Here is a 24,345-nt window from a genome sequence, read left to right as displayed (position 1 = left end):
CTCCATCCGCTCTCACCTGCGCAAACGCCCGGTACACCTCCTGTTATCCGGGCCAATTACGCAGTCCCGGCTGCCATTCAACAGTTTGTCAGTCGAAACTTCCGGCAACCGTTGTTCATGACAGAACAATGACACTGTGGCATGAGTTTGGTGGAAAGTCGAATTTGTTTTGGTAGCATTTTCCAATCACGAAAAATGTGATAAAGGCTTCGCTCGAAACGGGTCTGCCCCAATCTGGTGCGGCCCGTAATATCATTCTGGAACAATACGGGGCAAACCGCATGTCCGATCAGGAACAGGCCGAAATCAGATTGGCCGTAGCACGTCTGAAACAGGAACACGCGGATTTCGATGCAGCCATAAACGCCATGATGCAGGTGGGCTGCGATCAGCTGCGCATTCAGCGCATGAAAAAGAAAAAACTCGCTATCAAGGATAAGCTGCAGGAAATGGAAGATCAGGTCATCCCTGACATCATCGCCTGAGCATCTGACAAAAGACGTTTTACAGCCGGGGTTCGCCCGGCTTTGTTTTTCAATATACCAACCACCGAACGATTGAAGCGGAGCAGGAAGGATCAATGAGCGTGAGTGCAGACGTCGCCATCATCATGGGCAGCCAGTCCGATTGGGAAACCATGCGTCATGCAGCAGACACACTGGAGGCTCTCGGCATTTCCTTTGACGCCCGCATCGTCTCTGCGCATCGCACACCAGACCGCCTCGTCGCTTTCGCCAAAGGTGCAAAGGCCGAGGGCTTCAAGGTCGTGATCGCCGGTGCTGGCGGCGCGGCTCACCTTCCCGGCATGGCTGCAGCCATGACCCCTCTTCCGGTCTTTGGTGTGCCCGTGCAGTCAAAAGCACTTTCCGGACAGGACTCGCTCCTTTCGATTGTGCAAATGCCAGCAGGCATTCCGGTCGGCACGCTCGCTATCGGTCGCGCCGGTGCCGTCAATGCTGCTCTGCTTGCAGCAGCCGTTCTCGCACTTTACGACGATGCACTTGCTGCCCGTCTTGACGAATGGCGCACAGCGCAAACCGAAAGCGTCGCTGAACGCCCATCGGACGAGGTCTGATATGGCAAATTCCGCACTGAAGGCTGGATCAACGATCGGCATTATCGGCGGCGGCCAGTTGGGTCGTATGCTGGCCATGGCAGCCGCACGCCTTGGCTATGAGACGATCATTCTGGAGCCACAGGCAGATTGCCCGGCGGCTCAGGTGGCAAATCGCCAGATCATTGCAGCCTATGATGATCCCACTGCTCTTGCTGAGCTTGCAGCGGCCTCCGACGTTATCACCTATGAATTCGAGAACGTGCCGGTATCGGCCGCAGACAAGCTTGCAGAATCGGCGCTCGTTTTCCCACCACCGGCAGCGCTTGAAATCTCGCAGGATCGCTTCACCGAGAAGCAGTTCCTCAATGAAAGCGGTATTGAGACTGCGCCCTGGCGCCTTGTCGATGATGAGGAAACGCTCATTGCAGGGCTCGGTGCTTTGGGAGAACGCGGCATTCTGAAAACCCGCCGTCTCGGCTATGATGGCAAAGGGCAGGTTCGCCTGACGTCGCTTGATGAGAATGAAGCGCATGCAGCACTTGAGACAATCAAGCACGCACCGGCAATTCTCGAAGGCTTTGTCGCATTCGAGCGCGAAGTCTCGGTCATTGCAGCCCGTGATCGCGACGGCAATGTAGCAATCTTCGATATTGCGGAAAACGTTCATAAGGACGGCATTCTCGCAACCTCAACGGTTCCAGCCGCCATCTCGGCTCAGACAGCAGAAGCTGCGAGCAAGGCCGCTGAGAAGCTCCTGCATGCGCTTGATTATGTCGGTGTGCTTGGTCTCGAATTCTTCGTCCTCGCAGATGGCACACTGCTTGCCAATGAATTTGCACCACGCGTTCACAATTCCGGCCACTGGACGGAAGCCGCTTGCGCGATCTCGCAGTTCGAGCAGCACATTCGCGCCGTTGCAAGCCTCCCGCTGGGTGACACCGTGCGCCATTCGGATTGTGTGATGGAGAATCTGATTGGCGATGACGTCGAAAAGGTGCCAGCGATTCTCGCAGAATCGAATGCTGTGCTGCATCTCTACGGTAAGAAAGAAGCGCGCCCAGGCCGCAAGATGGGTCACGTAACCCGTATAAAGCCCCGTGCAAACTAAACTTCACGGAGGAATCTGTCAGATTCTTCCGTGAACAGTCCCTGAGGCCAAGATTTTCCGAACCTGACTTCGTGAATCTGCGGCGCAGGAGTTGACATTTGGCTGGAATATTGTGTATTTCGGCCAACCCTTCGGGCAGGAATACTGCCTGTAACCAATTGGCGCCTTGGGCGCCTGTTTTTATGAAGCCCCGAGACATGTCATGTCGATGGGCCAACCAAGACCGGTGATTGACATGAAGATCAAGAATTCGCTCAAGGCGCTCAAGGCCCGTCATCGTGACTGCCAGCTCGTTCGCCGCAAGGGCCGCGTTTACATCATCAATAAGACTGCTCCGCGCTTCAAGGCACGTCAGGGCTAATCTTATTTCTGATTTTGCATTTGACGTTCCGCTGCGTATAATGAAAATTATGCGCATGCGGAACGTTTTTGCTTATCTGAACAATTCTTCGCTTCTGATTACGCTTGGCCTTTCGGCCCTGATCAGTGCGTCTTCGGCCTATGCCGAAACAAAGCCGTCCCTGACAGCACCGATTACCCCGGTGCAGGTTGGCACTGACAGCGACCAGAAGCCCGCTCCCAAAGAACAAAATCAAGCCGAACAAACGCCGGAAGAGCGCCTCGACAAGCTTTTTGCCGATCTCAAACGCACCTCTGACGAAACCAAGGCACGTCGGCTCACCGTCCAGATTAATCAGATCTGGTCGCAGTCAGGCAGCGCGACGATTGATCTTCTCATTCAGTGGGCAAGCGCTGCCATGCTGGAAAAGCGCTACACATCGGCGCTCGATTTCCTGAATGAAGCCATTGCGCTCAATCCGGACTATGCAGAAGCATGGAACCGTCGCGCCACCGTCTATTTCCTGCGTAACGACTATGCGCACGCCATGTACGACATCAATCGTACTCTGGAGCTTGAACCGCGCCACTACGGTGCCCTGACAGGCATGGCGGAGATACTGCGCGCGCGTGGGCTGAAGGAACAGGCTTTGAAAGCCTATGAGCAGGCACTGCAGATCAATCCTATGATGCGAGATGCTCAGAAGAGCTTGCTCGATCTCACGGAAGAGCTGAGCGACACCCGCACCTGATTCTCTCACAGAGATACAAACAAAAACGCGCCCCGAAAGGAGCGCGTTTTGTACTTCTATCATGCACCCAAACTAGGTACTTCTATATTAGTCAGTGGAAGACTGACCATCAGCGCCGATATAGGCGATGCGTAGGAGGTTGGTGGCACCTGGCGTTCCGAATGGTACGCCTGCGGTGACGATCAGACGATCACCAGCCTTGCCGAACTCTTCCTTGAAGGCGACCTGACAAGCATGGTCGACCATGTCTTCCAGATCGTGTGCATCTTCAGTCACAACACAATGCAGACCCCAGACAACCGAAAGACGGCGTGCGGTTTCAACAATCGGCGACAGTGCGATGATTGACGTGCGTGGGCGTTCACGCGCAGCGCGCAGACCCGTTGCACCCGAAGCCGTATAGGTGACGATAGCCGACAGGTTAAGCGTTTCAGCGATCTGACGAGCAGCAAGGGCAATCGCGTCAGAACCGGTTGGTTCTGGGATTGCGCGCTGTGCATCGAGAATGCCCGGATAGGTCGGCTCACGTTCGACCTTTTCCGCGATGCGGTTCATGGTTGCGACAGCTTCAACCGGATACTGACCGGAAGCAGATTCTGCCGAAAGCATGACAGCGTCAGCACCTTCAAACACTGCGGTCGCAACGTCCGATACTTCAGCGCGGGTCGGAACCGGTGCAGTGATCATCGATTCAAGCATCTGCGTGGCAACCACTACTGGCTTACCAGCGCGGCGTGCCTTGCGGATCATCTGCTTCTGAATGCCGGGAACGCTTTCCAGCGGCATTTCAACGCCGAGATCGCCACGCGCAACCATGATCGCGTCAGAGAGCTCAATGATCTCATCAAGACGGGTCACAGCCTGCGGCTTTTCGATCTTCGACATCAGGCCGACCTTGCCGCCCGAAATCTTGCGTGCTTCGATCAGATCTTCAGGGCGCTGAATGAACGACAGGGCAACCCAGTCAATTTCTTCCTGCAAAACAGCATGAAAATCTTTGAAGTCTTTTTCCGTCAGTGCGCCGACACCCAGCGTGGTATCCGGCAAGCTGACGCCCTTACGATCCGAAATGCTGGTGCCTGCAACAACCTTGCAGCGGATCGACTTGCCGTCGCTTGCTTCAGCAATCAGCTCCAGCTTGCCGTCGTCGATGAGAAGGCGGTGGCCCGGCTCAACAGCTTCCAGAATTTCCGGATGCGGAAGATAGACGCGGGTTTCGTCGCCAAGCTCTTCATTGTTGTCGAGCGTGAAGGTCTGGCCTGCAACGAGTGCGACCTTTGTATTCTTGAACTTGCCAACGCGCAGCTTTGGACCCTGAAGGTCGGCCAGAATCCCGATCGGGCGACCCAGTTCCTTTTCCACATTACGGATACGCTTGACGAGCGTGCGCATCAGATCATGATCCGCATGGCTCATATTGATACGGAAGACGTCTGCGCCAGCTTCAAAAAGCTTGCGGATAACGGATTCCTCGCCTGACGCCGGGCCGAGTGTGGCGAGAATCTTGACCTTGCGGTTGCGTTTCATTGGTTATTCGTTCCTGTAACTGTGGAGTTTTCTAACGGCGTTTCATCGGTGAGCTGTACCATCCAGCTCGATTGTTCCCCGGTATCGTATTCCTGGAAGCCATTGCGTTGAAACCCGCGTGCAAAACAGTCCTGAACACCAGTGATGCGGAATTCCTTTTCCGCCACACACATGTTCACTTTGCCTTCCCAGCGACCACCACTCTGAGAATCCTCAGCGTAAAGATAATAATAGCGCGAGGTCAGAGGCCCTTCGATCAGGGTTTTGCAGGTGGAACCATCAATGTGCCACCAGCCCTCCGTCACCCAACCAGCTTTGGCTCTGTAGCCAATGGCAACGCCAACGAGATTCTGGGTTGAGTTGCATACTCGAAAATCGGCTCGCGCTTCCATGGATGTCATCCCCAGAGCACCAATCAGCACACTGGAAAACAAACCCAAAAACATTGGAAGTCGCATTCGCCGAACTCCTTCAGCCCGCAATCGCTTTTGTCTCACGCAAGGAAATCCTCTTTCGGTCGCTCTCTTTTCGGCAGTTTCGCCTTTGATGTCAACGCAATCCCGGAGAGAACAAATCAGTTACAGCATTTCCATTCGAACTGCATAGCGATTTCAGCACGATTTAAACGATTAGATTCGTTCCTTTGCCGCATTCCGGAAACTCCTTCCCCATTCTTTTAAGAATGATCGTTGCAATCCCGGCTTTCTCATGACAGAGCTAAAACTACTTGTGATTTATGACAGAAATCCTACCTAAGAAGCTGCATCCATGTCATGTGATCCGTCCTTTTCCCCCGTCTATCAGGTCGACGGCAATCTCAGCCTCGGCCTGTTGTTGACCGCCGACCATGCCCGCCGTGATTTGCCGGCTGAATATGGTAGCCTTGGCCTGGCGCAAGGCGAGTTCGAGCGGCATATCGCCTATGATATCGGCGTTGAGGAACTGACACGTCAATTGGCTGCGAAGCTTGATGCACCAGCCGTCATGGGTGGCTTTTCACGCCTGCTGATTGATCCCAATCGCGGCGAAGACGATCCGACGCTTATCATGCAATTGTCTGATGGGGCGGTGATCTCCGGCAATTATCCGATGTCGCCCGAACAGCGTGAAATCCGCCTCGACCGCTTCTATCGCCCCTATCATGATGCAGTTGCATCCATGAGCACGCGGGTTGCAGCCGAAAGCGGGAAAGCCCCATTCATCGTCTCGATCCATTCGTTCACGCCAAACTGGCGCGGCAAGGATCGTCCGTGGCAAATCGGATTGCTTTGGGATTCTGATCCGCGCGCCGTTACACCACTGCTTTCCATGCTGCGCGAAGAGCCGGGCCTCATTGTCGGTGATAATGAGCCTTATGATGGCGCACTTAAAAACGATGCGATGTATCGTCATGCAACGGCGCGTGGTTATGCGCATGTTCTGATTGAAGTGCGTCAGGATCTGATTGCTGACAAGGCGGGTGCGCGTGAATGGGCCGATCGGCTTGCCCCCATGCTTAATGCCATCAACGCAATGCCGGAAATCCACGAAATCCGCCATTATGGTTCGCGTTCAGGCCCGGTTCCACATCTGACAGACTGACGCTTTGCCCGCTATCCACAGCCATAACGCGATAAAACGCGTTTTTCTTACCCCAGCGGCTCTTAATTTTGCCTGCGACTCGCAGGAAAACCATGTCCGACTTTCGGCAACGGTCCTGTTCCTGTAACGAGTGACCTTTGACCTTTATTGATAATCGAGCTGAATTGGAGAAACCCGTGAGCGACGACATTACCAGCGAAGCCCAGACCATCGCCGTAGGCCAGTTGCGTGCTTTCATCGAGCGCATCGAGCGTCTTGAAGAAGAAAAAAAGACCATCGGCGACGATATCAAGGAAGTTTACGCGGAATTGAAGGGTTCGGGGTTTGACAGCAAGGTCGTAAGGACCATTATTCGTCTGCGTAAAAAAGAAGACCATGAACGTCAGGAAGAAGAAGCCATGCTCCAGCTTTATATGGATGCACTTGGTATGGGCTGACATTTAGGGCGCGGTGCGTCCGGCCTGTTGCTTCTTCCTGAAATCGAAGCCCTGCGAATTCGCCGGAATTCGTACACACAGGAAGGGGATAGGGTCCATGGAGTTTAGAAAACTCGGACGTACTGAACTCGAGGTTTCGCCGCTTTGTTTTGGCGGCAATGTGTTTGGCTGGACGGTCGATGAAGCAACATCATTTTCGCTTCTCGACCGTTTTGTCGATGCCGGTCTCAATTTCATCGATACTGCGGACGTGTATTCCGCATGGGCACCGGGCAATATCGGTGGTGAATCCGAAACCATTATTGGCAACTGGCTGAAATCCCGCGGCCTGCGCCACAAGGTTGTGATTGCCACCAAGGTCGGTTCTGAAATGGGCCCCGACGAAAAAGGCCTTTCACCAAGCTATATCCGCAAAGCCGTCGATGCCTCCCTCAAACGGCTGCAAACCGACTATATCGATCTCTACCAGTCGCACTGGGATGATCCCGAAACGCCGTTTGAAGATGTTCTCGGCACCTATCAGGAGCTGATCAAGGCCGGTAAAGTCCGTGCAATCGGCGCATCCAATCTGACACCGGAACGTCTGACAGAATCGCTTGATGTTGCGAAGAAGCATGGCCTGCCGCGCTATGAAACCTTGCAGCCGCTTTACAATCTCTACGACAGATCGGCTTTTGAGGATGGACTTGAAGCGATCTGCCGCGACAATGAGTTGGGTGTTATCAATTATTATTCGCTGGCTTCCGGCTTCCTGACCGGCAAATACCGCTCAAAAGACGATCTCGGCCAGAGTGCGCGCGGTCAAACGGTAGAGAAATACCTGACGGATCGCGGGTCGCGGATTATTGCGGCACTTGATCAAGTTGCTCGTGCCAATGACGCTAAACCGGCGCAAATCGCAATTGCCTGGCTAATTGCGAGACCATCCATTACGGCACCAATCGCCAGCGCCACGCGTCTCACACAGCTCAATGAGCTGCTCGATGCCGCACAGATCAAGCTGGATGCTGAAGCGATTGCCCTGCTCGACAAGGCAAGCGCTTAACCAGAAACGAAACGGAAGGGTAAACTACCCTTCCAGTTCTTCGCGCAACATCTCCAGCTTCAGCCATTCTTCTTCCATGGCAGAGTGTTCAGAGCGCTTCTTTTCAAGAAGATCGGCAGTCTTTCCAAAAAGCGTCGGGTCTTTGGCATAAAGTTGCGGGTCGGCAAGCTTACCTTCCAGCACAGTCATTTCCTTTGCCAAAGCATCCATTTTGCCGGGTAAGGTTTCGAGCGCGAATTTCTGCTTATAGGAAAGCTTGCGCTTTTCATCGCGTTTGGGCTGCGGTGCATCCCCACCCTTTTCGTCAGTGCGAGCTGTCGTCGTCTTGACGTTGCGTTTTGCCAACGCCTGCTCTTTACGCTGTGCCATCATATCGGCATAGCCACCGGCATATTCGAGCCAGTTACCATCACCTTCCGGCGCGATTACAGACGTTACCGTACGATCAAGGAAATCGCGGTCGTGGCTTACAAGAATGACCGTTCCCGGAAAGCCGGAAACCAGTTCCTGCAACAGATCGAGCGTTTCCATGTCGAGATCGTTGGTCGGCTCGTCAAGGATCAGCAGATTGGCAGGCCGCGCCAGAACACGCGCCAACATCAGACGTGCCCGCTCACCACCGGAAAGTTCGCGGATTGGTGTCCGCGCTTGTTCCGGCTGGAACAGGAAGTCTTTCATGTAGGAAACAACATGGCGCTGCTCGCCATTGACCACGAGGCTTTCGCCACGCCCGTCTGTGAGATAATGCGCGAGCGTGTCATCAAGGTTCAGGCTTTCGCGCTTCTGATCAAGCTCGGCCATTTCCAGATTGACGCCAAGTCGTAATGTACCGGAATCAGGCTCAAGCTTGCCGGTCAGCATCGACAAAAGCGTCGTCTTGCCTGCGCCGTTTGGACCAACAAGACCGATACGGTCGCCACGTTGAACACGCGTCGAAAAATCCTGAACGAGAACGCGCTCGCCATAAGCCTTGTTCAGCTTCTTCGCTTCAATCACCAGCTTGCCGGATTCCTTGGAATCACTGGCCGCCAGAACAGCTGTACCCTGTGCCTTGCGGTGATTGCGGAAATCAGCGCGCATGGAATGCAACTCACCAAGACGGCGCATATTGCGCTTGCGGCGAGCGGTTACGCCATAGCGCAACCAATGTTCCTCGCGCGCAATCTGGCGCCCAAGCTTGTGATGGTCGCGTTCTTCTTCTTCGAGAACCTTGTCACGCCATTCCTCAAAATGACCAAAGCCCTGATCGATGCGGCGGGTAAGGCCGCGATCAAGCCAGACTGTCGAACGGCTGACATTCTCCAGAAAGCGGCGGTCGTGCGAGATTAGAACGATGGCTGAACGGATCTGACGCAGCTCACCTTCAAGCCATTCAATCGTTGTCAGATCGAGATGGTTGGTCGGCTCATCGAGCAACAATACATCAGGCTGTGGAGCAATCACGCGGGCAAGCGCTGCACGACGTGCTTCACCACCTGACAGATGATCGGGCTTTTCCTCGCCGGTAAGCCCCAGATGTTCCAGCAGATAGGTCACACGATGCGGATCGTCTGTTGGTCCAAGACCGGCTTCCACATACGCACGGACATTGGCAAAGCCATCAAGATCAGGCACCTGCGGCAGATAACGGATAGTGGCACCCGGATGCTTGTAGATTTCGCCAGAGGTCGCTTCGACCATACCGGCGGCAATTTTAAGCAGAGTGGATTTGCCGGAACCATTGCGTCCGACCAGCGCGATGCGGTCGCCCTCGCTAACCGAGAGGGCTGCGTCCTCAAGCAGCGGCGTGCCGCCAAAGGTTAGCTTGATCTGATCGAGGCGAAGAAGCGGAGGTGCCATGGTTCTCTTTGAAAAATGCCGTTGAAATTTCTGCCCTGCTTGTCGAGGACAAAACGCATTCTGTCAAATGGGTATGGCCAAAAAAGAAACAGGCCGGGTTTCCCCGGCCTGTTTGTTGAATTCAAAACCGCTCAGCGGCTTGGGCACCTTAGTTACAAGGTGCTTCGTATGTGCGACCGTAATTGTCGCGGTAACGGCAGTATTGAACGCCATTACGGGTCTGTGCTGCACCGAGAAGCGTACCAGCGACGCCACCGATAGCTGCACCAGCCAGAGCACCGCGACCGCTGCCGCCAATTGCACCGCCGGCGAGCGCACCAAGAGCTGCACCACCAACGCCATAGCCGGCAGTACGCTGTTCAGCCGTCGTGCATGCTGCTGTTGAGAACGCAAGCGCGCCGACGATTGCAATCATGGAAAGACGTGATTTCATGAAACAATCTCCTACTTAAAGTTACACCAACACCGACTTTGCGTCCCCAATTTCGGCGTAAAGCAGATCTTACCCGCTTGGGAACATTTACAATACGTTTCGACCGTCAGCGTCAAGCAGTTTCAATTGATAAGGTTAGCAGCCGTCCTAAAGCGGGGTCTCTTCACCAAAGTTAGCTACGAGTATCGCAAGACCAGAACGCACGGAAACACAAAGAGTTCCACGCACAATGTTGGATACGGTCCAGGAAGAGCCGAAAGGCAGTGTCACATTATCTAACGGCCACTCGGCATTTTTGATCGACAAACCTTCAACTGTGCAGAAATTTATGACGCTGAACGATGTGCCGTCTGCAAAATCATAGAGATAATCACCGGGCACCAGCGGCCATGCTTCTTCCTCTCCACTTGAGAGAAGAATGTTGCGACCGTCCGCTGCCTGAGCTGTCGCCATGGTGAGGTGCAACAGCGTATGATCGGTGCGGGCGCCGCCAAAAGCACCGCACAAAATGACCTTTTCGGCGCCACGCTCATAGGCTTCCGACAGCGCAAGCTCACCATCGGTCATGTCTTTGGCGCGCGGAAAACTCTTCTGCGGCACATGGGCATACTGCTTTTGCAAAGCATCGGAAGCGGAATCGAAATCCCCCAGCCACAGTTCCGGCTCCACGTCCAGCGCGGCCGCATGACGTATGCCACTGTCCGCCGCAAGAACACGCGCTCCTGCAATCTGGCTTTTCAGGCGATCCGTGACGACGAGATCGCCGCCGAGTAGAATGACAAATGTGCTCATAAACCGCTCATAACATGCAGAAATTATAGCTGAAAGCCCGCATTGCGATCCCTTGCCCTTCGTGATGCAAACATCTATTGTCAGCCCTGCTCTAACGGGGTGCCATTCAATCTCTGAATGGCTGAGAGGCCGCACTCCGGCTAACCCGCTGAACCTGATCCGGTTTGTACCGGCGGAGGGATTAGATGCTGACCGATTTCCCAAGCGGCGCTCAATCTTTTCGAATAAAAGAAAGGAATGCCGTTATGCGGCTTTTATCTCTGCTTACCCTGTCGCTGACCGCAGCTTTTGCCTTTGCGCCTGTTGCGCAGGCCAAAGACAAGCTGACCATCTATACCTATGACAGCTTCGTTTCCGAGTGGGGTCCAGGTCCAAAGGTCAAGGAAAATTTCGAGAAAGAATGCGATTGCGAGCTGGAATGGGTGGCATCGGCTGATGGCGTAGCACTGCTCAATCGCCTGAAGCTTGAAGGCGGCAATACCAAAGCGGACATCGTCCTTGGCCTCGACACGAACCTGACCACGGAAGCACGCGCCACGGGCTATTTCGCGCCAAGCGGCATTGATCTTTCCAATGTCAAAGTGCCGGGCGACTTCAAGGACGATATTTTCGTACCTTATGATTACGGCTATTTCGCCATCGTCTATGATTCCGAGAAACTGCCAAATCCGCCCAAAAGCCTGAAAGAGCTGGTCGAAGGCGATCCTTCGCAAAAGATAGTCATTCAGGATCCGCGCACATCGACACCGGGCCTCGGCATTCTGCTCTGGATCAAATCGGTCTATGGCGATCAGGCAGGCGAAGCATGGGAAAAGTTGCAGAAGCGCATTCTCACGGTTACTCCGGGCTGGTCGGAAGCATATGGCCTGTTCACCAAGGGTGAAGCGCCAATGGTGCTGTCCTACACCACCTCCCCTGCCTACCATATGATTGCCGAGAATACGGAACGCTATAAGGCGCTGGCTTATCCTGAAGGCAATTACCTTCAGATTGAGCTTGCCGCCCAGACAACAACGGGTGCAAAAAACCCGCTGGCGCAGAAATTCCTCGCATTTATGACCGGCCCAGGCTTTCAGGATGTAATCCCTGAAACCAACTGGATGTTCCCGGCAGGCAAAACATCTGCACCTCTTGCTGCCGCCTTCGACAAACTGCCGAAGCCGGAAAAGACACTTCTCATCCCGGCAGACGAAGTTGCAAAGAACCGCAAGGCCTGGGTCGATGAATGGCTGGCAGCTTCCAGCAAATGAGTGAAACGCTGACCAGCACCCGGCCAGTCCAGACAACGCCCGCAATCAAATCTCTTGCGGGCGTACTGGCGCTTGGCTTTCTGGCAAGTCTGGTCGGCGGCTCACTAATCGCCCTGGGACTTGAGGCCAGCGGCTTTAGCTTCAGAATATTTCTTGATCCCTATCTTCAGCGTATTGCACGTTTCACGATCTGGCAGGCGGTTCTGTCGAGCCTGATTTCAGTGCTGTTTGCCATTCCTGTAGCGCGCGCTCTTTATTCGGAAGCCCGTTTTCCGGGGCGCGGATTGATCCTGCGCCTTTTCGCGCTGCCGCTCGCCCTGCCCGCCCTTGTAACTGTGCTCGGCATTACCAGCATTTACGGGCGCAATGGTTTTATCGCGCAGCTATCGCAGACGCTGGGATATCCAGTACAACCCGATATTTACGGCTTGACGGGCATTCTGATCGCGCATGTGTTTTTCAATATGCCCTTGGCGGTGCGGCTCATTCTGGCAGCCTATGAATCGATTCCCGCTGACTACTGGAAACTCGCAGCACAACTCGGCATGAAGGGCACAGCTCGCTTTCGCCTGATTGAATGGCCGACCATAAGGCGCAATCTGCCCGGCATGATCGGCCTTATCTTCATGCTCTGTGTAACGAGTTTCACAACGGTTCTCACACTCGGCGGCGGGCCACGCGCCACTACACTGGAAGTTGCAATCTATCAAAGCCTGCATTTCGACTTTGATCCAGCACGCGCCGTGGCACTCACACTGGCACAGCTGACACTCACTGTGCTAATTCTCGCGGCCTTACGCCTCACGGGTCGACCTTCGGAAGAGGGTTTCACTCTCACCACTGCCCCACGCCGCTATGGCAGGCCAGATGGCCTTGAACGCCTCTTCAACATTGTGGCGATTGGCATCGGCTTTCTCTATGTGGCTTTGCCCGTTACGGGCATTGTGGTGTCCGGTCTTGCTGCTGATCTCATGCGCCTGATGAGCGAAAGAGCCGTATCAAATGCTATTGGCACCAGCGTTGTTCTGGGATTTGGCGCAGCGCTTCTTGCCGTCATCCTATCGCTTTCCCTTGTGATAGCGCGCGAAGCAACCAAAAGCAGGCGCTTGGCTAATCTTTTCGATACGGGTGCAAGCCTCATCCTTGTGATGCCGCCTATCGTCATTGGTGCTGGCTGGTTTATTTTGCTGCGTCACTTCACCGACCCATTCACGATGGCCCCTTTCATGGTCGTGACAGTCAATGCGGCAATGGCAATGCCTTTTGCCGTGCGCCTGCTGCGTCCGGCATGGGATACATCAGCTGTTCGTCATAATCGACTTTGCGCGCAGCTCGGCATATCCGGCTTCAACCGGTTGCGGCTCATCGACTGGCCAGCCATTCGCAAGCCTTTCGGCATGGCATTCGCATTTGCGATGGCGCTTTCGCTTGGTGATCTCGGAACCATTGCGCTTTTTGGCAGCGACGCGCTGCAAACCCTACCCTATCTGCTGTTGCAGCGTATGGGCAGCTACCGCACATTCGATGCAGCGGGCCTTGCCCTGATCCTCGGAATCTTATGTCTTTGTCTGATGATGATTGCCGACCGCGCAGCCGCGTCCCGAAAGGAAATACCGCTCCCATGAATGCGCTCAGCAAGAGTAGCCTCAGCGAAATCAAGCTCCATGATGTGCGTTTCAGCTATGGCGAAACAGTGATGGAATTCAGAGCGACCATTCCGGGCGGTGCGATTGCAGCCATTGTCGGACCAAGCGGCTCTGGCAAATCCACTCTGCTGAACCTGATCGCCGGTTTTGAAACCCCGCAGTCAGGGCAAATCAAAATCGGCAATGAAGATGTAACAAGCCTGCCGCCAGCATCTCGGCCCGTATCGATGGTGTTTCAGGAAAACAATCTGTTTGCTCATCTGAGCGTTGAACAGAATGTCGGGCTTGGCCGCTCTGCGAACCTGAAGCTCAACCAGCAGGACCGCGCCGCTATCGCGACGGCACTGGAGCGTGTGGGGCTGAAAGGCAAAGAGAACCGCAAACCCGAAGCGCTTTCGGGCGGCGAACGCCAGCGCGTCGCAATTGCACGCGCGCTGGTACGGGCAAGACCCGTTTTATTGCTGGACGAAGCCTTCGCATCGCTTGGCCCTGCTCTGCGGCACCAGATGCTTGATCTTGTGCGGGAGCTGCACAAGGAAAACGGCATGACCGTTCTGATGGTCACGCATACGCCGGAAGACGCGCTCTATCTCGACGCACTGTTGCTATTTCTCGACAATGGCCGAATTTCCGCACAAGGCCCTGCCCATGAGTTGCTGTCGCCATCTGGACCGGAAGCTTTGAAACACTATATCGGTGGTGAAACCTCAAAGCTCAAATAGAGTTAACGCTGTGGACATATTTTGTTCGCATTCGCCTTGAAGAACGGCTTTGAGGACTGATCTACTTCTTGTAGGTACTTCAGTCTATGGCTAGATTTGCGCCAATGCTATCGGTGCTGATTCAATTGCGAGGGTAAAATACTGTTCCGTCACACGACCCGTCTCCGGGCCTCCCTGTGTCTCCCCCTTTCTCTGCCAGAACGGGCACAGCGCAATTGGCGGAAACCAGCCATTGGTTTTGGCTTGCTTGCTGTCAGCTTGATATCAGGCTGTCAGTCGATCAATTCAAGCAAAGATCTTGGGCTGCAGCCTTCTTCAAATCCTGTCACCGTTGAAAACGTCACGCGTAACGACCGGCTGGCACAGATCGGCGCGCAACAGCATCCGCGCATCCTCGCCACCTATGGCGGCGAGTATAAAGATCCGAAGCTTGAACGCATGGTCGCCAAGATCGTCGGCAATCTGACAACGGTTTCCGACAAGCCGGATCAGACCTATCGCATCACAATCCTCGACAGCCCCAACATTAATGCCTTCGCTTTGCCGGGTGGTTTTCTTTACGTAACGCGCGGCCTGCTGGCGCTGGCTAACGACTCGTCCGAAGTCGCAGCCGTTATCGCGCATGAAATGGGTCACGTCGTTGCCAATCACGGCATTCTTCGTCAGGAGAAGGAAGCCGAAACTGCTATTGCAGGCCGTGTCGCAACCGAAGTGCTGCATAATGAGAGCGCAAGCCGCGAAGCAACCATCCGCGGCAAGCTTCGTCTTGCACAGTTCTCGCGCAATCAGGAACTGCAGGCCGATGCTATCGGCATCAAAATGATTGGCGAAGCAGGCTACGATCCTTTTGCCTCCGCCCGCTTCCTGCAGTCTATGGAAGCCTATACCGATTTCCGCTCCGTATCGGGTGCAACCGATGCAAGCCTCGACTTCCTTGCAAGCCACCCGGCAACGCCACAGCGCATTCAGCTTGCGCTCGGCCACGCGCGCCGCATCGGTGCGCCGGGTGTCGGCACCACGGATCGCGATTCCTTCCTCAATGGTATCGACGGGCTGCTTTACGGCGACTCGCCAAATGAAGGCTATGTGCGTGAGCAGACCTTCATCCATCCAAAGCTCGGCGTAACCTTTACGGCTCCTGCTGGCTTCACCATCGACAATTCTGCCAATGCCGTCATGGCCAGCGGTCCGGGTGAAGTGGCAATCCGCTTTGACGGCGCATCGCTGCCTTCCGGCTCAAACCTCACCGATTATATCAAGTCGGGCTGGGTGACAGGGCTTGATGAAAGCTCGATCCGTCCGATCACGATCAACGGCATGCCTGCTGCAACTGCGAGCGCAAGCGCTGATCGCTGGCAGTTCGACATTGTGGTGATCGGCACCAACAATAAGGTCTATCGCTTCCTGACGGCTGCTCCAAAAGGCAGCACTGCTCTGCAGCCTGCATCGCAGACCGTAACACAGTCCTTCCGTCTACTGACGCCGACCGAACAGGAAGCGCTCAAGCCATTGCGTATCCGTGTCGTGACAGTGAAGCCCGGCGATACAATGGGCAGCCTGTCCGCACGTATGCAGGGCACAACGCGTAAACTTGAACTCTTCCGCCTGCTCAATGCCATGTCGGCGGGCGCGACAGTTTCCGTAGGTGATCGCGTCAAGATCATCAGTGAATGAAGCATGTCGCATGAATAGTTTAAATCACGAGACGTTTTAAGCCCATGGAAGTCATCGTCGAGTCATTGCTTGCAGGCCAGATCGCTCCACTGGGACCGCGTGGCGCACCGAGCGGCATCGATAAGAAGCCGGTATCTGGCCCCGTTCGTTTGCTGCGTGAGGGGCTCGAATGCGACGCACAGGGCGACAGGAAAGTGCATGGCGGCCCCGAAAAGGCCGTCCATCATTACCCGCACGATCATTATGCAACCTGGGTTGACGATGTTGGTGAAAATCCGCGTCTCGAAATGCCCGGTGCCTTTGGCGAAAACATTTCCACCACCGGACTGACCGAGCATAATGTGGCGGTTGGCGATCGTTTCCGCCTTGGCAGTGCGCTCGTTGAAGTCTCGCAGGGCCGCCAGCCTTGCTGGAAGCTCAATGCCCGCTTCGACATTACGGATATGGCAATCCGCGTACAGAAGAGCGGCCGCAGTGGCTGGTATTACCGGGTTGTTGAAGAGGGTATAGTCAGCGAAGGCGACACGATGCGCCTCGTCGAGCGCCTGTCACCGGAATGGACGCTGCATCGCGTATGGCATCTGCTCTATGTGGACATGCTCAATTATGAGGAGCTGGCGTTGATGGCCCAGATTCCACACCTTGCGGACGGCTGGAAGCGCTACGCTATCCGCCGCCTTGAAAATCGCAAGGTCGAAGATTGGTCAGCCCGACTTCAGGGAAATCAGGCCTGATAAGCCGCCATCTCATGCTGGTCGAGTAACGCCAGTTTAAGCTTTTCCATTGCCCGGCTTTCAATCTGGCGAACGCGTTCCTTGGAAATACCGAGCTTTTCGCCCAGTGCTTCTAACGTCACGCCATCATCGTCGAGCCGACGCTCGCGAATGATGTGCAGCTCACGTTCGTTCAGCGCATGAAGCGCCGTATGAAGCCAGCTGACGCGACGCTCCATATCGATCGTGCTTTCCACGACTTCATCCTGCAAAGGATGATCATCGACGAGAAAATCCATCCGTGTGGAAGTGCCTGATTCATCATTATTCATTGATGCCGACAAAGAACTATCGGAGCCAGACAGCCTGCTATCCATGAACTCGACATCTGTTGCCGAAACCCCGAGCTGGGTCGAAATTTCGCGATAGATATCGGCTTTGCTCATCGTCTCGTCTTCCTGCGCAAGCTTGGAGCGCAGACGACGAAGATTGAAGAAAAGAGACTTTTGCGCCGAGCTGGTACCACCGCGCACAATCGACCAGTTGCGCAGGATATAGTCCTGCATCGATGCGCGGATCCACCATGATGCATAGGTGGAAAACCGCACTTCGCGATCAGGATCGAAACGGGCAGCTGCTTCCAGAAGACCAACATAGCCTTCCTGAACGAGATCGCTCATCGGAAGCTTGAATTTTCTGAAACGACCGGCCATCGAAATTACCAGTCGCATGTGCGAGGCGGTAATCCGATGCAACGCATCCTGATCCTTGTTTTCTTTCCAGCGAATGGCGAGGTCGCGTTCTTCTTCGCGTTCAAGGTAGGGCGCAGACATCGCATTGCGGATCATCGATTGGGAGGATGCAGCTGGCGCTTGAATGCTGCGCGCAGATATCGGCAAGCGTGTCGGCGGAACGGTGGAGGAACTGCTCATTGATGACTGCTTCATCTGGCTCTCCTGTTCTGGCTGCGGTGCTCTCAGGGAAATCTGAGGCCCGAAACTGAAACTATTCCAGCTCTGCAAAGAACAATTGAATGAACATCTTGTATTCGTTCAAACTGCCTTTCACAGACCTGTCCTGAGGCCAGACTGGTACGCCGCAAAACAAACCCGCTACGAACTGGTTTGAGAAGAACGCAGAAAGTACCCTCCGGTTCCATCCGGAGTGCGATAAATCTTTGAGATACCAAGAAAATAGGACACATAGCCCGTTGGGCAAGAGCAGCTACTCTTCGCCCCATAAATAAAAAGCCCGCCAATGGCGGGCTTTTTTATAGCATTTCCAGCAAAAGTGCGAAGCGGTTTTGCGTGGGACAATGCATAAAACAAACAGTTACAGCGGTTCTAACGATTCATTCTTAACTGGAACCGCTGTAAAGAAATGCGGGCGTAATTGATTACGCTGCTTCGACTTCATCACCGTCGACATCGCCTTCAGCGTCGGCATCAGCCTTGGTACGCTTAGGGCTCTTGGCGAGATTGGTCTCGATAAGACGGACAGCTTCAGTATCTGAAAGCTTGTTCACAGCTGCGATTTCGCGCGCCATGCGATCCAGCGCTGCTTCATACAGCTGGCGTTCCGAGTAGGACTGCTCTGGTTGATTTTCAGCGCGATGCAGATCGCGGACAACTTCAGAAATCATAATCAGATCGCCGGAATTGATCTTTGCATCATATTCCTGAGCGCGGCGCGACCACATGGTGCGCTTCACGCGTGCACGGCCCTGAACGACCTTGAGAGCACGCTCAACATAGTCGGTTTCCGACAGCTTGCGCATACCGATGCTGACAGCCTTGGCGACTGGCACCTTGAGGCGCATCTTGTCTTTTTCAAAGTCGATAACAAAAAGCTCAAGCTTATGGCCGGCTACTTCCTGCTCTTCGATCGCTACGATCTGGCCAACGCCGTGAGCTGGATACACAATGGACTCACCGGTCTTGAAACCCTGACGAGCCGGTGTCTTCTTCTGCTGGGATGTCATACGCTCTAATACTCCCTGTTGTGCCCGGCGCAACTCGCCGGTTTACACATGATATCGACCGCGCCACTTGGGAGAGGCACGGAAGTCGTTGCGGTTTGAACTGGAAGCGCGTCTCGGACACAGATTTATCTACCGGGAAGGTTGGTTAGGGACGGACGCGAAATCGCAAAAATCCGTTCCGGTGCCATACAGCCCAGTAAAAAAAGCTAGCCCTTTCAGAGATTAATGCGTTTGCGCCACGAGTTGACGTCCAGTCACCGAAATTATCTGTGCAACTTAACACAATTTTGCGCAAGAATCAACAAATTGCCAAATATCTTACTTTCGGCAACTTTAGACGCCCTTAAAATAGGCGGTATTCGCGCATTCGTGCAGACAAAACGCGCCCGCAATGCGATTTTTAGTCGCCCGAACCCGGTTCTGCCGAGAAAAACTGCTCAAGCTTGCCAGTTACGCCGTCCATTTCCTTGGCTTCAGGAAGTTCATCCTTCTTAGCCGTCAGATTAGGCCACTTGGCAGCATATTCAGCATTCAGCTCAAGCCACTTATCAAGACCCGGCTCGGTATCCGGGCTGATGGCTTCCGCTGGGCATTCCGGTTCACAAACGCCGCAGTCGATGCATTCATCGGGATTGATGACGAGCATGTTCTCGCCTTCATAGAAACAGTCGACAGGACAAACCTCGACGCAGTCCGTATATTTGCAACGAATGCAATTATCGGTCACGACATAAGTCATTGTCCAACTCCTGTTGCCAACCTTCTATTTGAAGGAACGGCTTATCTATCCTGAACTGGCTGTTTGAACACTCAGATCGGACATCTGAATGATTTCGCTCCGGTCACGACATATGTGTCACGCATATGGTGGCTACGGCGTGTGGCTTGCTTGCCAGCTCATGCCCTTGCAATCGCCAACGGTGAGGTAACGACTTTATCTGCCTATGACAAGAGCCCAATCGCCGCAATATCACTATGTCACGAACATCTGAAACGACATTTCGTTTATGAACCTAAACGCGGAAAAGACTTTTATTTTAAGGCTTTGATACGCAATTTCTATCGCGCAGAGGCGCTATCCTGCGTCATCGCGTCCGCCATAGAGCGTTTCCTGCTTCAATTGAAATGCTCTATCCGGCCGCTTTTACGCGCATCGCTGCCCGAAAACCAAGGCTCACTTATTGGGATTCACTCTAATTACCGCGCAAACGATCAGTTTCGCGACGTTCTTTCTTGGTTGGACGGCCTGCACCGCTTTCGCGTCGTGGCTGTATTGGCTCAGCGACCTGATCTCCCGGTACGGGTTTGGGCGTCATATCTTCATAAAGAAGCTGCGCTTCGGGCGCTGGACCGCGCCGCTCGCCAGGGGCAAGTATCTTGTAAACCAAAATGCGCCGATCAAGCGTGATGGTCAAAACATCGCCGACTTTAACCTGATAGGCTGCCTGCTCAATCTTATCGCGATTGACGCGGACTTTGCCGCCGACGGCGAGTTTCGCCGCCAGCGATCTTGATTTGACCACGCGCGCAAAGAACAGCCACTTGTCGATCCGCTGTCTTGCGCCGTGTTCGCCGGTCATCTTACTTCTTCAACTGCTCCTTGAGCGCCAGAAGCTTGGCAAAAGGCGAATCGGGATCAATCCGTACCGGACGTTCCTGTTCCACGCGTTTGTTGCCCTGATGATTATTGCCATGGTCACGCTTAGGCTGACGATCGCGATTGCCATCGCGTGGCTTGCCTTTGAAGCCTTCGCGCTTGTTCTGGCCTTCGCCATCATGGTTGCGGCGATTCTTGTCGAAACGCTTGCCACCACGATTGTCACGCGCGTTCTGGCCTTCGCCGCCTTCCGAACCGCCTTCAGACTTGCGAGCCTCATTGCCCTGGCCACCCTGTGGGCGGTTATGGCGCTGACGGTTCTGGTCCTGATTACGGTTATTACGGCCTTCAAAACGGCCCTGACGCCACAGAAGAACAGGCTTTGGTTCTTCTGCAGGCGCTTCAGTAAGCTGAACGGCAGGCTTTTCTTCGCCAGAGACTTCCGCTGCAGCAGCAGCTTCAACCGGTGCAGGTACAGGTTCAGCTGCAGGAACAGCAGGCTTTGCTTCGCTCGCAGGTGCGGCAGCAGGAACAGCTGGTTTGAAGACGGTATCTTCAACAACAGCCTCCGCTTGCGCGGCGGCAGCCGCAAATGCATCGAGTTCAGCGAGCTTTGCTGTGACAGCGGCAGCTTCTGCAGCTTCATGGCGATAGCCAAGGCTCTTCAGGATTTCTTCCATATCTTCGGTGGTTGCACCGAGAATGGACATCATCGCCGGCGTGACGATGAAGCGTCCGCCATCATAAGCGCCTTCCGGACGAGTGCCCGAACCCGGACGCCAGGCAAGAGCCGGACGGATCAGGTCAGCAAGACGTTCCAGAATATCGATACGAACAGCACGACGACCCAGCACGCGATAGCCTGCAAGGCGGTAGAACTGGTGATCGAAAGCCGGATCGACGACAACCGATGTACGGCCTGCAGCCAGAACATTGACCACGTCACCATAACCGGCACGTTCGCGACCATCGTTCTTCAATGCCCAGAGCAGCGTGATGAGGCCAGCAGGTGCAGGCTTCAGCAGCATTGGCATGAAAACATGATAGGCACCGAAGCGCACGCCAAGACGGCGAAGAGCGGCACGGGAATCCTGATCAAGGCCACGGACTTCCTCAGTCACATCGCGACGCTGAAGAATGCCGAGGCTCTCGACGATCTGGAAAGCCAGACCGCGCGTCATACCGGTCAGCGCATCGGCGGCGCTGAGATCGGTCAGAGGCTTCAAAATGGTTTCGATATGATGCGCCACAAAACGTTCGATGCGGGCTGCAACCTTGTCGCGTGCCGGACCGGTCAGCTGCTCATCAGCTAAAATGACCGCGCGTGGCTTCAGAACATCGTCGCCTGCAACCAGCGTTGCGACAGTTGCGCCGACCCAGCGAAGAACGCCATCCGAACCGAGTGCGAAGTCGCCGTTGGGAGCAGCAGCGAAACGCTCCGCACGACGATCAAACTCGGCGGCCAGCGCCTTTTGTGCAGCCGTCTTTACTGCCTTCGCATCCGGTCCATCGGACTGAACGTCGGCTGTAAAACGGAATCCTTCCAGTTGCCCGACATTATGGCCTTCGACAATTACGTCTCCGGTCGAGCTGATATCTGCTTCTAGCATGGCATTCTCTCTCAGGCGCCTCATAAGCACGCTTGTCCTGCGGTCTACAAAGCGTTTCGTCAACCTTTCATGCAGCGCATCGGACAATCTGTCCTCAATTTCGCGCGTCTTTTCCTGCCAGTGTGTCGGATCGGCAAGCCATCCCGGCCTGTGCGACACAAAAGTCCAGGTACGGATTTGCGCCACGCGGTGAGACAGAGTGTCGATTTCCCCCTCTGTACTGTCGGCGCGGCGCACCTGTTCGCTCATATAATCTTCATCAACGCTCCCTCGGCGGACCAGATCCTGATAGATGGTTGCTATGATATCGGCATGTTGTGCCGGCGCAATCTTACGATAGTCGGGGAGCGCACAGGTATCCCACAAAAGTTCGATCCGCGCAGGCGAATTTGCAAGCCGCACAATGTCTTCGTCTTTTGACAAATTTTCAAGCGCCTGTTGATCAACAGCAGGCAGCGCCTTGGTCAGTCCTTCGATCGGCGTCGGCGTTTCCAGAGAATAACGCAACGCGCTCAACGATGAAAAATCGAAACGCCCTGTACGCCATTGCATAACTTTCACAGGGTCAAAGTCATGGGCTTCAACCCGCTCGACCATTTCATCGTCCAGCGGACGCACCTGCCCGGTCACACCAAATGTACCATCGCGCAGATGACGCCCGGCGCGGCCTGCGATCTGTCCAAGCTCAGCCGGTGTCAGGTCACGATACTGATAGCCATCGAATTTGCGATTCTGTGCAAAGGCGACATGATCAACATCGAGATTGAGCCCCATGCCAATCGCGTCGGTCGCAACCAGAAAATCGACATCGCCAGACTGGTAAAGCTCAACCTGTGCATTGCGCGTGCGTGGGCTAAGAGCGCCCATAACCACCGCTGCACCGCCACGTTGGCGGCGGATCAGCTCGGCAATGGCATAAACTTCTTCCGCAGAGAAGGCCACAATCGCTGAACGATTTGGCAGGCGGATAATCTTCTTTGAACCAGCATAAGTGAGATGCGACAGGCGCGGACGCGTCACCACCGTAATCCCGCGCAACAGCTTTTCAAGAATGCCGCGCATGGTGCCTGCACCCAAAAGCAGCGTTTCCTGACGTCCGCGCAGATGCAGAATGCGATCAGTGAAAATATGGCCGCGTTCAAGATCGCCTGCCAGCTGCACTTCGTCGATAGCCACGAAAGGCATATCCGTGCGGCGTGGCATGGCCTCGACTGTGCAGACGGAATAACGCGAGGTCGGCGGCGTGATCTTTTCTTCGCCAGTAATCAGCGAAACATTGGCAGCCCCTACCCGCTCAACCACACGATTATAGACCTCGCGCGCCAAAAGGCGCAGCGGAAGACCTATCATGCCACTGCCGTGCGACAGCATCCGCTCGATAGCGAGATGCGTCTTGCCGGTATTGGTTGGCCCCAGAACCGCAGTAACACTGCGGCCGCTCAAGGTCAGCGGCAGATCATGGGCAGGGAGTTGGTTCATGCCAATAATAGAATTCCCGGAACAAATGCCATACGTAAAGCCATGCGTTAGCACTATATGACTTGAGCCGAAAGCGCTCCTGTTAAGTTTCAATCCATGTTTCGGGACGTTTCCGGCACGATCCAGTCTTTACTGTTCTATCCGGAACTTATCTCGCGTGCACCCTGAAAAGAACAAAACGGCTTTCAAATGACCATCCGTTTTAAAACACAGGATTGAAGGTTGGTCTTCCATCAGTCCGCATCTTAACAAACGTGCCTTTTAATAAATAGAACGACTCTGGAACGAATCGGCGACGAATCGCTCACAGAACTTCCTTCGCCTTTTGTTCACGGCAACATATAGTGGCTGAATGCCCAATTCCCACTATATAATGAATCACCTCAGTTAATACTCAGCCCGAAACCAGAACAAACCTGCGGCCGCGTTAACTTTTATCTCGGAAGCCATTCTGCGAGCTGAGGCGTCAGATGGTCTATTTATAAAATATCAATATTTCCTGACAGTTAGTTAAAGCTTTCGTCACATGAGAACCGATTTTCATTAACCTTCAGGCCAAAGCCGGAACGAATCGGCGACGAATCGCTGATCCGAATATTTTCCGGCTTTGTTCTCACCAGATATAGTGGCAGAACTTATTCAAATACCCTAGAGCGGCAAGAATTCGCCGCTCCATGACAGTGATACTGACGCTCGCTGTTAACTTTTGAACCTCTTATACCAAGGCAGCTCAAGATGCTGACGCGCCACGCCTTGAAAAAGT

23 protein-coding genes and 1 riboswitch are annotated in these 24,345 nt (G+C 54.4%); of the genes, 13 read left to right on the top strand and 10 right to left on the bottom strand.

What is annotated here, in order from left to right; translation table 11 throughout:
• Positions 1–281: 281 nt before the first annotated feature.
• The 5 genes from ABWV94_RS18540 (at position 282) to ABWV94_RS18520 (ending at position 3,256) form a co-directional block, all read left to right on the top strand.
• Positions 282–485, top strand: a complete 204-nt coding sequence (locus ABWV94_RS18540) for a YdcH family protein (protein WP_007876691.1) — start codon at positions 282–284, stop codon at positions 483–485.
• Positions 486–586: 101 nt separating this feature from the next.
• On the top strand, positions 587–1,075 hold the full coding sequence (gene purE, locus ABWV94_RS18535; RefSeq protein ID WP_007876693.1) for a 5-(carboxyamino)imidazole ribonucleotide mutase: 489 nt from the start codon (positions 587–589) through the stop codon (positions 1,073–1,075).
• Between the two features lies 1 nt (position 1,076).
• Positions 1,077–2,165 carry a 5-(carboxyamino)imidazole ribonucleotide synthase gene (locus ABWV94_RS18530; protein ID WP_079212282.1) on the top strand — a complete coding sequence of 363 codons (1,089 nt, stop codon included), beginning with the start codon at positions 1,077–1,079 and terminating at the stop codon, positions 2,163–2,165.
• 235 nt (positions 2,166–2,400) lie between these two features.
• Positions 2,401–2,526, top strand: a complete 126-nt coding sequence (gene ykgO, locus ABWV94_RS18525; RefSeq protein WP_002967908.1) for a type B 50S ribosomal protein L36 — start codon at positions 2,401–2,403, stop codon at positions 2,524–2,526.
• A gap of 37 nt (positions 2,527–2,563) precedes the next feature.
• Positions 2,564–3,256 carry a tetratricopeptide repeat protein gene (locus ABWV94_RS18520; RefSeq protein WP_039860185.1) on the top strand — a complete coding sequence of 231 codons (693 nt, stop codon included), beginning with the start codon at positions 2,564–2,566 and terminating at the stop codon, positions 3,254–3,256.
• A gap of 87 nt (positions 3,257–3,343) precedes the next feature.
• Here ABWV94_RS18520 and pyk read toward each other — a convergent pair whose 3' ends face one another.
• Both pyk and ABWV94_RS18510 read right to left on the bottom strand, forming a co-directional pair.
• Positions 3,344–4,783 (bottom strand): pyruvate kinase, encoded by a 1,440-nt coding sequence (gene pyk / locus ABWV94_RS18515; RefSeq protein ID WP_064321066.1) that lies wholly within the window; start codon positions 4,781–4,783, stop codon positions 3,344–3,346.
• Complete coding sequence (locus ABWV94_RS18510) at positions 4,780–5,241, bottom strand: DUF1036 domain-containing protein (RefSeq protein ID WP_079212284.1); 462 nt, start codon at positions 5,239–5,241, stop codon at positions 4,780–4,782. The genes pyk and ABWV94_RS18510 overlap by 4 nt, the downstream gene beginning before the upstream one ends.
• A 310-nt stretch (positions 5,242–5,551) precedes the next feature.
• Between ABWV94_RS18510 and ABWV94_RS18505 the strand changes: the two genes are divergently transcribed.
• The 3 genes from ABWV94_RS18505 (at position 5,552) to ABWV94_RS18495 (ending at position 7,846) form a co-directional block, all read left to right on the top strand.
• Complete coding sequence (locus ABWV94_RS18505) at positions 5,552–6,364, top strand: N-formylglutamate amidohydrolase (RefSeq protein ID WP_079212285.1); 813 nt, start codon at positions 5,552–5,554, stop codon at positions 6,362–6,364.
• A gap of 176 nt (positions 6,365–6,540) precedes the next feature.
• Complete coding sequence (locus tag ABWV94_RS18500; RefSeq protein ID WP_007876730.1) at positions 6,541–6,801, top strand: DUF2312 domain-containing protein; 261 nt, start codon at positions 6,541–6,543, stop codon at positions 6,799–6,801.
• 97 nt (positions 6,802–6,898) lie between these two features.
• Entirely contained in the window at positions 6,899–7,846 is a 948-nt protein-coding gene (locus ABWV94_RS18495) for an aldo/keto reductase (protein WP_079212286.1), read from the top strand.
• Positions 7,847–7,870: 24 nt separating this feature from the next.
• Here the strand turns inward: ABWV94_RS18495 and ABWV94_RS18490 are convergent, their stop codons facing one another.
• The 3 genes from ABWV94_RS18490 to ABWV94_RS18480 form a co-directional block, all read right to left on the bottom strand.
• A complete protein-coding gene (locus ABWV94_RS18490) occupies positions 7,871–9,685 on the bottom strand; it encodes an ABC-F family ATP-binding cassette domain-containing protein (RefSeq protein ID WP_113497833.1) in 1,815 nt (604 codons plus the stop codon).
• 148 nt (positions 9,686–9,833) lie between these two features.
• A complete protein-coding gene (locus ABWV94_RS18485) occupies positions 9,834–10,118 on the bottom strand; it encodes a YMGG-like glycine zipper-containing protein (protein WP_007876736.1) in 285 nt (94 codons plus the stop codon).
• Positions 10,119–10,265: 147 nt separating this feature from the next.
• On the bottom strand, positions 10,266–10,910 hold the full coding sequence (locus ABWV94_RS18480; RefSeq protein ID WP_007876738.1) for a thiamine diphosphokinase: 645 nt from the start codon (positions 10,908–10,910) through the stop codon (positions 10,266–10,268).
• A gap of 85 nt (positions 10,911–10,995) precedes the next feature.
• Positions 10,996–11,108, top strand: a riboswitch (TPP riboswitch).
• Between the two features lie 47 nt (positions 11,109–11,155).
• Between ABWV94_RS18480 and thiB the strand changes: the two genes are divergently transcribed.
• The 5 genes from thiB (at position 11,156) to ABWV94_RS18455 (ending at position 16,936) form a co-directional block, all read left to right on the top strand.
• Positions 11,156–12,160: a thiamine ABC transporter substrate binding subunit gene (gene thiB, locus ABWV94_RS18475; protein ID WP_064321072.1), complete on the top strand. Its 1,005-nt coding sequence runs from the start codon at positions 11,156–11,158 to the stop codon at positions 12,158–12,160.
• The gene (gene thiP, locus ABWV94_RS18470) at positions 12,136–13,785 is read left to right on the top strand and encodes a thiamine/thiamine pyrophosphate ABC transporter permease ThiP (protein ID WP_353414892.1); all 1,650 of its coding nucleotides are present in this window, start codon (positions 12,136–12,138) and stop codon (positions 13,783–13,785) included. The genes thiB and thiP overlap by 25 nt, the downstream gene beginning before the upstream one ends.
• A complete protein-coding gene (gene thiQ / locus ABWV94_RS18465) occupies positions 13,782–14,528 on the top strand; it encodes a thiamine ABC transporter ATP-binding protein (RefSeq protein ID WP_113497834.1) in 747 nt (248 codons plus the stop codon). The genes thiP and thiQ overlap by 4 nt, the downstream gene beginning before the upstream one ends.
• A gap of 192 nt (positions 14,529–14,720) precedes the next feature.
• Positions 14,721–16,202, top strand: a complete 1,482-nt coding sequence (cdlP, locus tag ABWV94_RS18460; protein ID WP_039860179.1) for a cell division protease CdlP — start codon at positions 14,721–14,723, stop codon at positions 16,200–16,202.
• A gap of 44 nt (positions 16,203–16,246) precedes the next feature.
• Complete coding sequence (locus ABWV94_RS18455) at positions 16,247–16,936, top strand: MOSC domain-containing protein (protein ID WP_105518934.1); 690 nt, start codon at positions 16,247–16,249, stop codon at positions 16,934–16,936.
• On the opposite strand, the gene ABWV94_RS18450 is transcribed toward ABWV94_RS18455, so the two are convergent.
• The 5 genes from ABWV94_RS18450 to ABWV94_RS18430 all read right to left on the bottom strand — a co-directional run bounded on the left by ABWV94_RS18450 (position 16,927) and on the right by ABWV94_RS18430 (position 23,582).
• On the bottom strand, positions 16,927–17,862 hold the full coding sequence (locus ABWV94_RS18450) for an RNA polymerase factor sigma-32 (protein WP_007876745.1): 936 nt from the start codon (positions 17,860–17,862) through the stop codon (positions 16,927–16,929). The genes ABWV94_RS18455 and ABWV94_RS18450 overlap by 10 nt on opposite strands.
• A gap of 449 nt (positions 17,863–18,311) precedes the next feature.
• The gene (locus tag ABWV94_RS18445) at positions 18,312–18,896 is read right to left on the bottom strand and encodes a CarD family transcriptional regulator (RefSeq protein WP_007876746.1); all 585 of its coding nucleotides are present in this window, start codon (positions 18,894–18,896) and stop codon (positions 18,312–18,314) included.
• Between the two features lie 400 nt (positions 18,897–19,296).
• Positions 19,297–19,635: a ferredoxin FdxA gene (gene fdxA, locus ABWV94_RS18440; protein ID WP_007876747.1), complete on the bottom strand. Its 339-nt coding sequence runs from the start codon at positions 19,633–19,635 to the stop codon at positions 19,297–19,299.
• Positions 19,636–20,089: 454 nt separating this feature from the next.
• Positions 20,090–20,476 carry an RNA-binding S4 domain-containing protein gene (locus ABWV94_RS18435; RefSeq protein ID WP_007876749.1) on the bottom strand — a complete coding sequence of 129 codons (387 nt, stop codon included), beginning with the start codon at positions 20,474–20,476 and terminating at the stop codon, positions 20,090–20,092.
• Between the two features lies 1 nt (position 20,477).
• Complete coding sequence (locus ABWV94_RS18430; RefSeq protein ID WP_353414889.1) at positions 20,478–23,582, bottom strand: helicase-related protein; 3,105 nt, start codon at positions 23,580–23,582, stop codon at positions 20,478–20,480.
• Between the last annotated feature and the right edge of the window lie 763 nt (positions 23,583–24,345).

The organism is Brucella sp. NBRC 12953 (genome assembly GCF_040369775.1).
GTDB lineage: Bacteria > Pseudomonadota > Alphaproteobacteria > Rhizobiales > Rhizobiaceae > Brucella > Brucella pseudogrignonensis.
The sequence above is the reverse complement of the archived record's forward strand: the minus strand, read 5'-3'. Positions and strand labels throughout refer to the sequence as shown.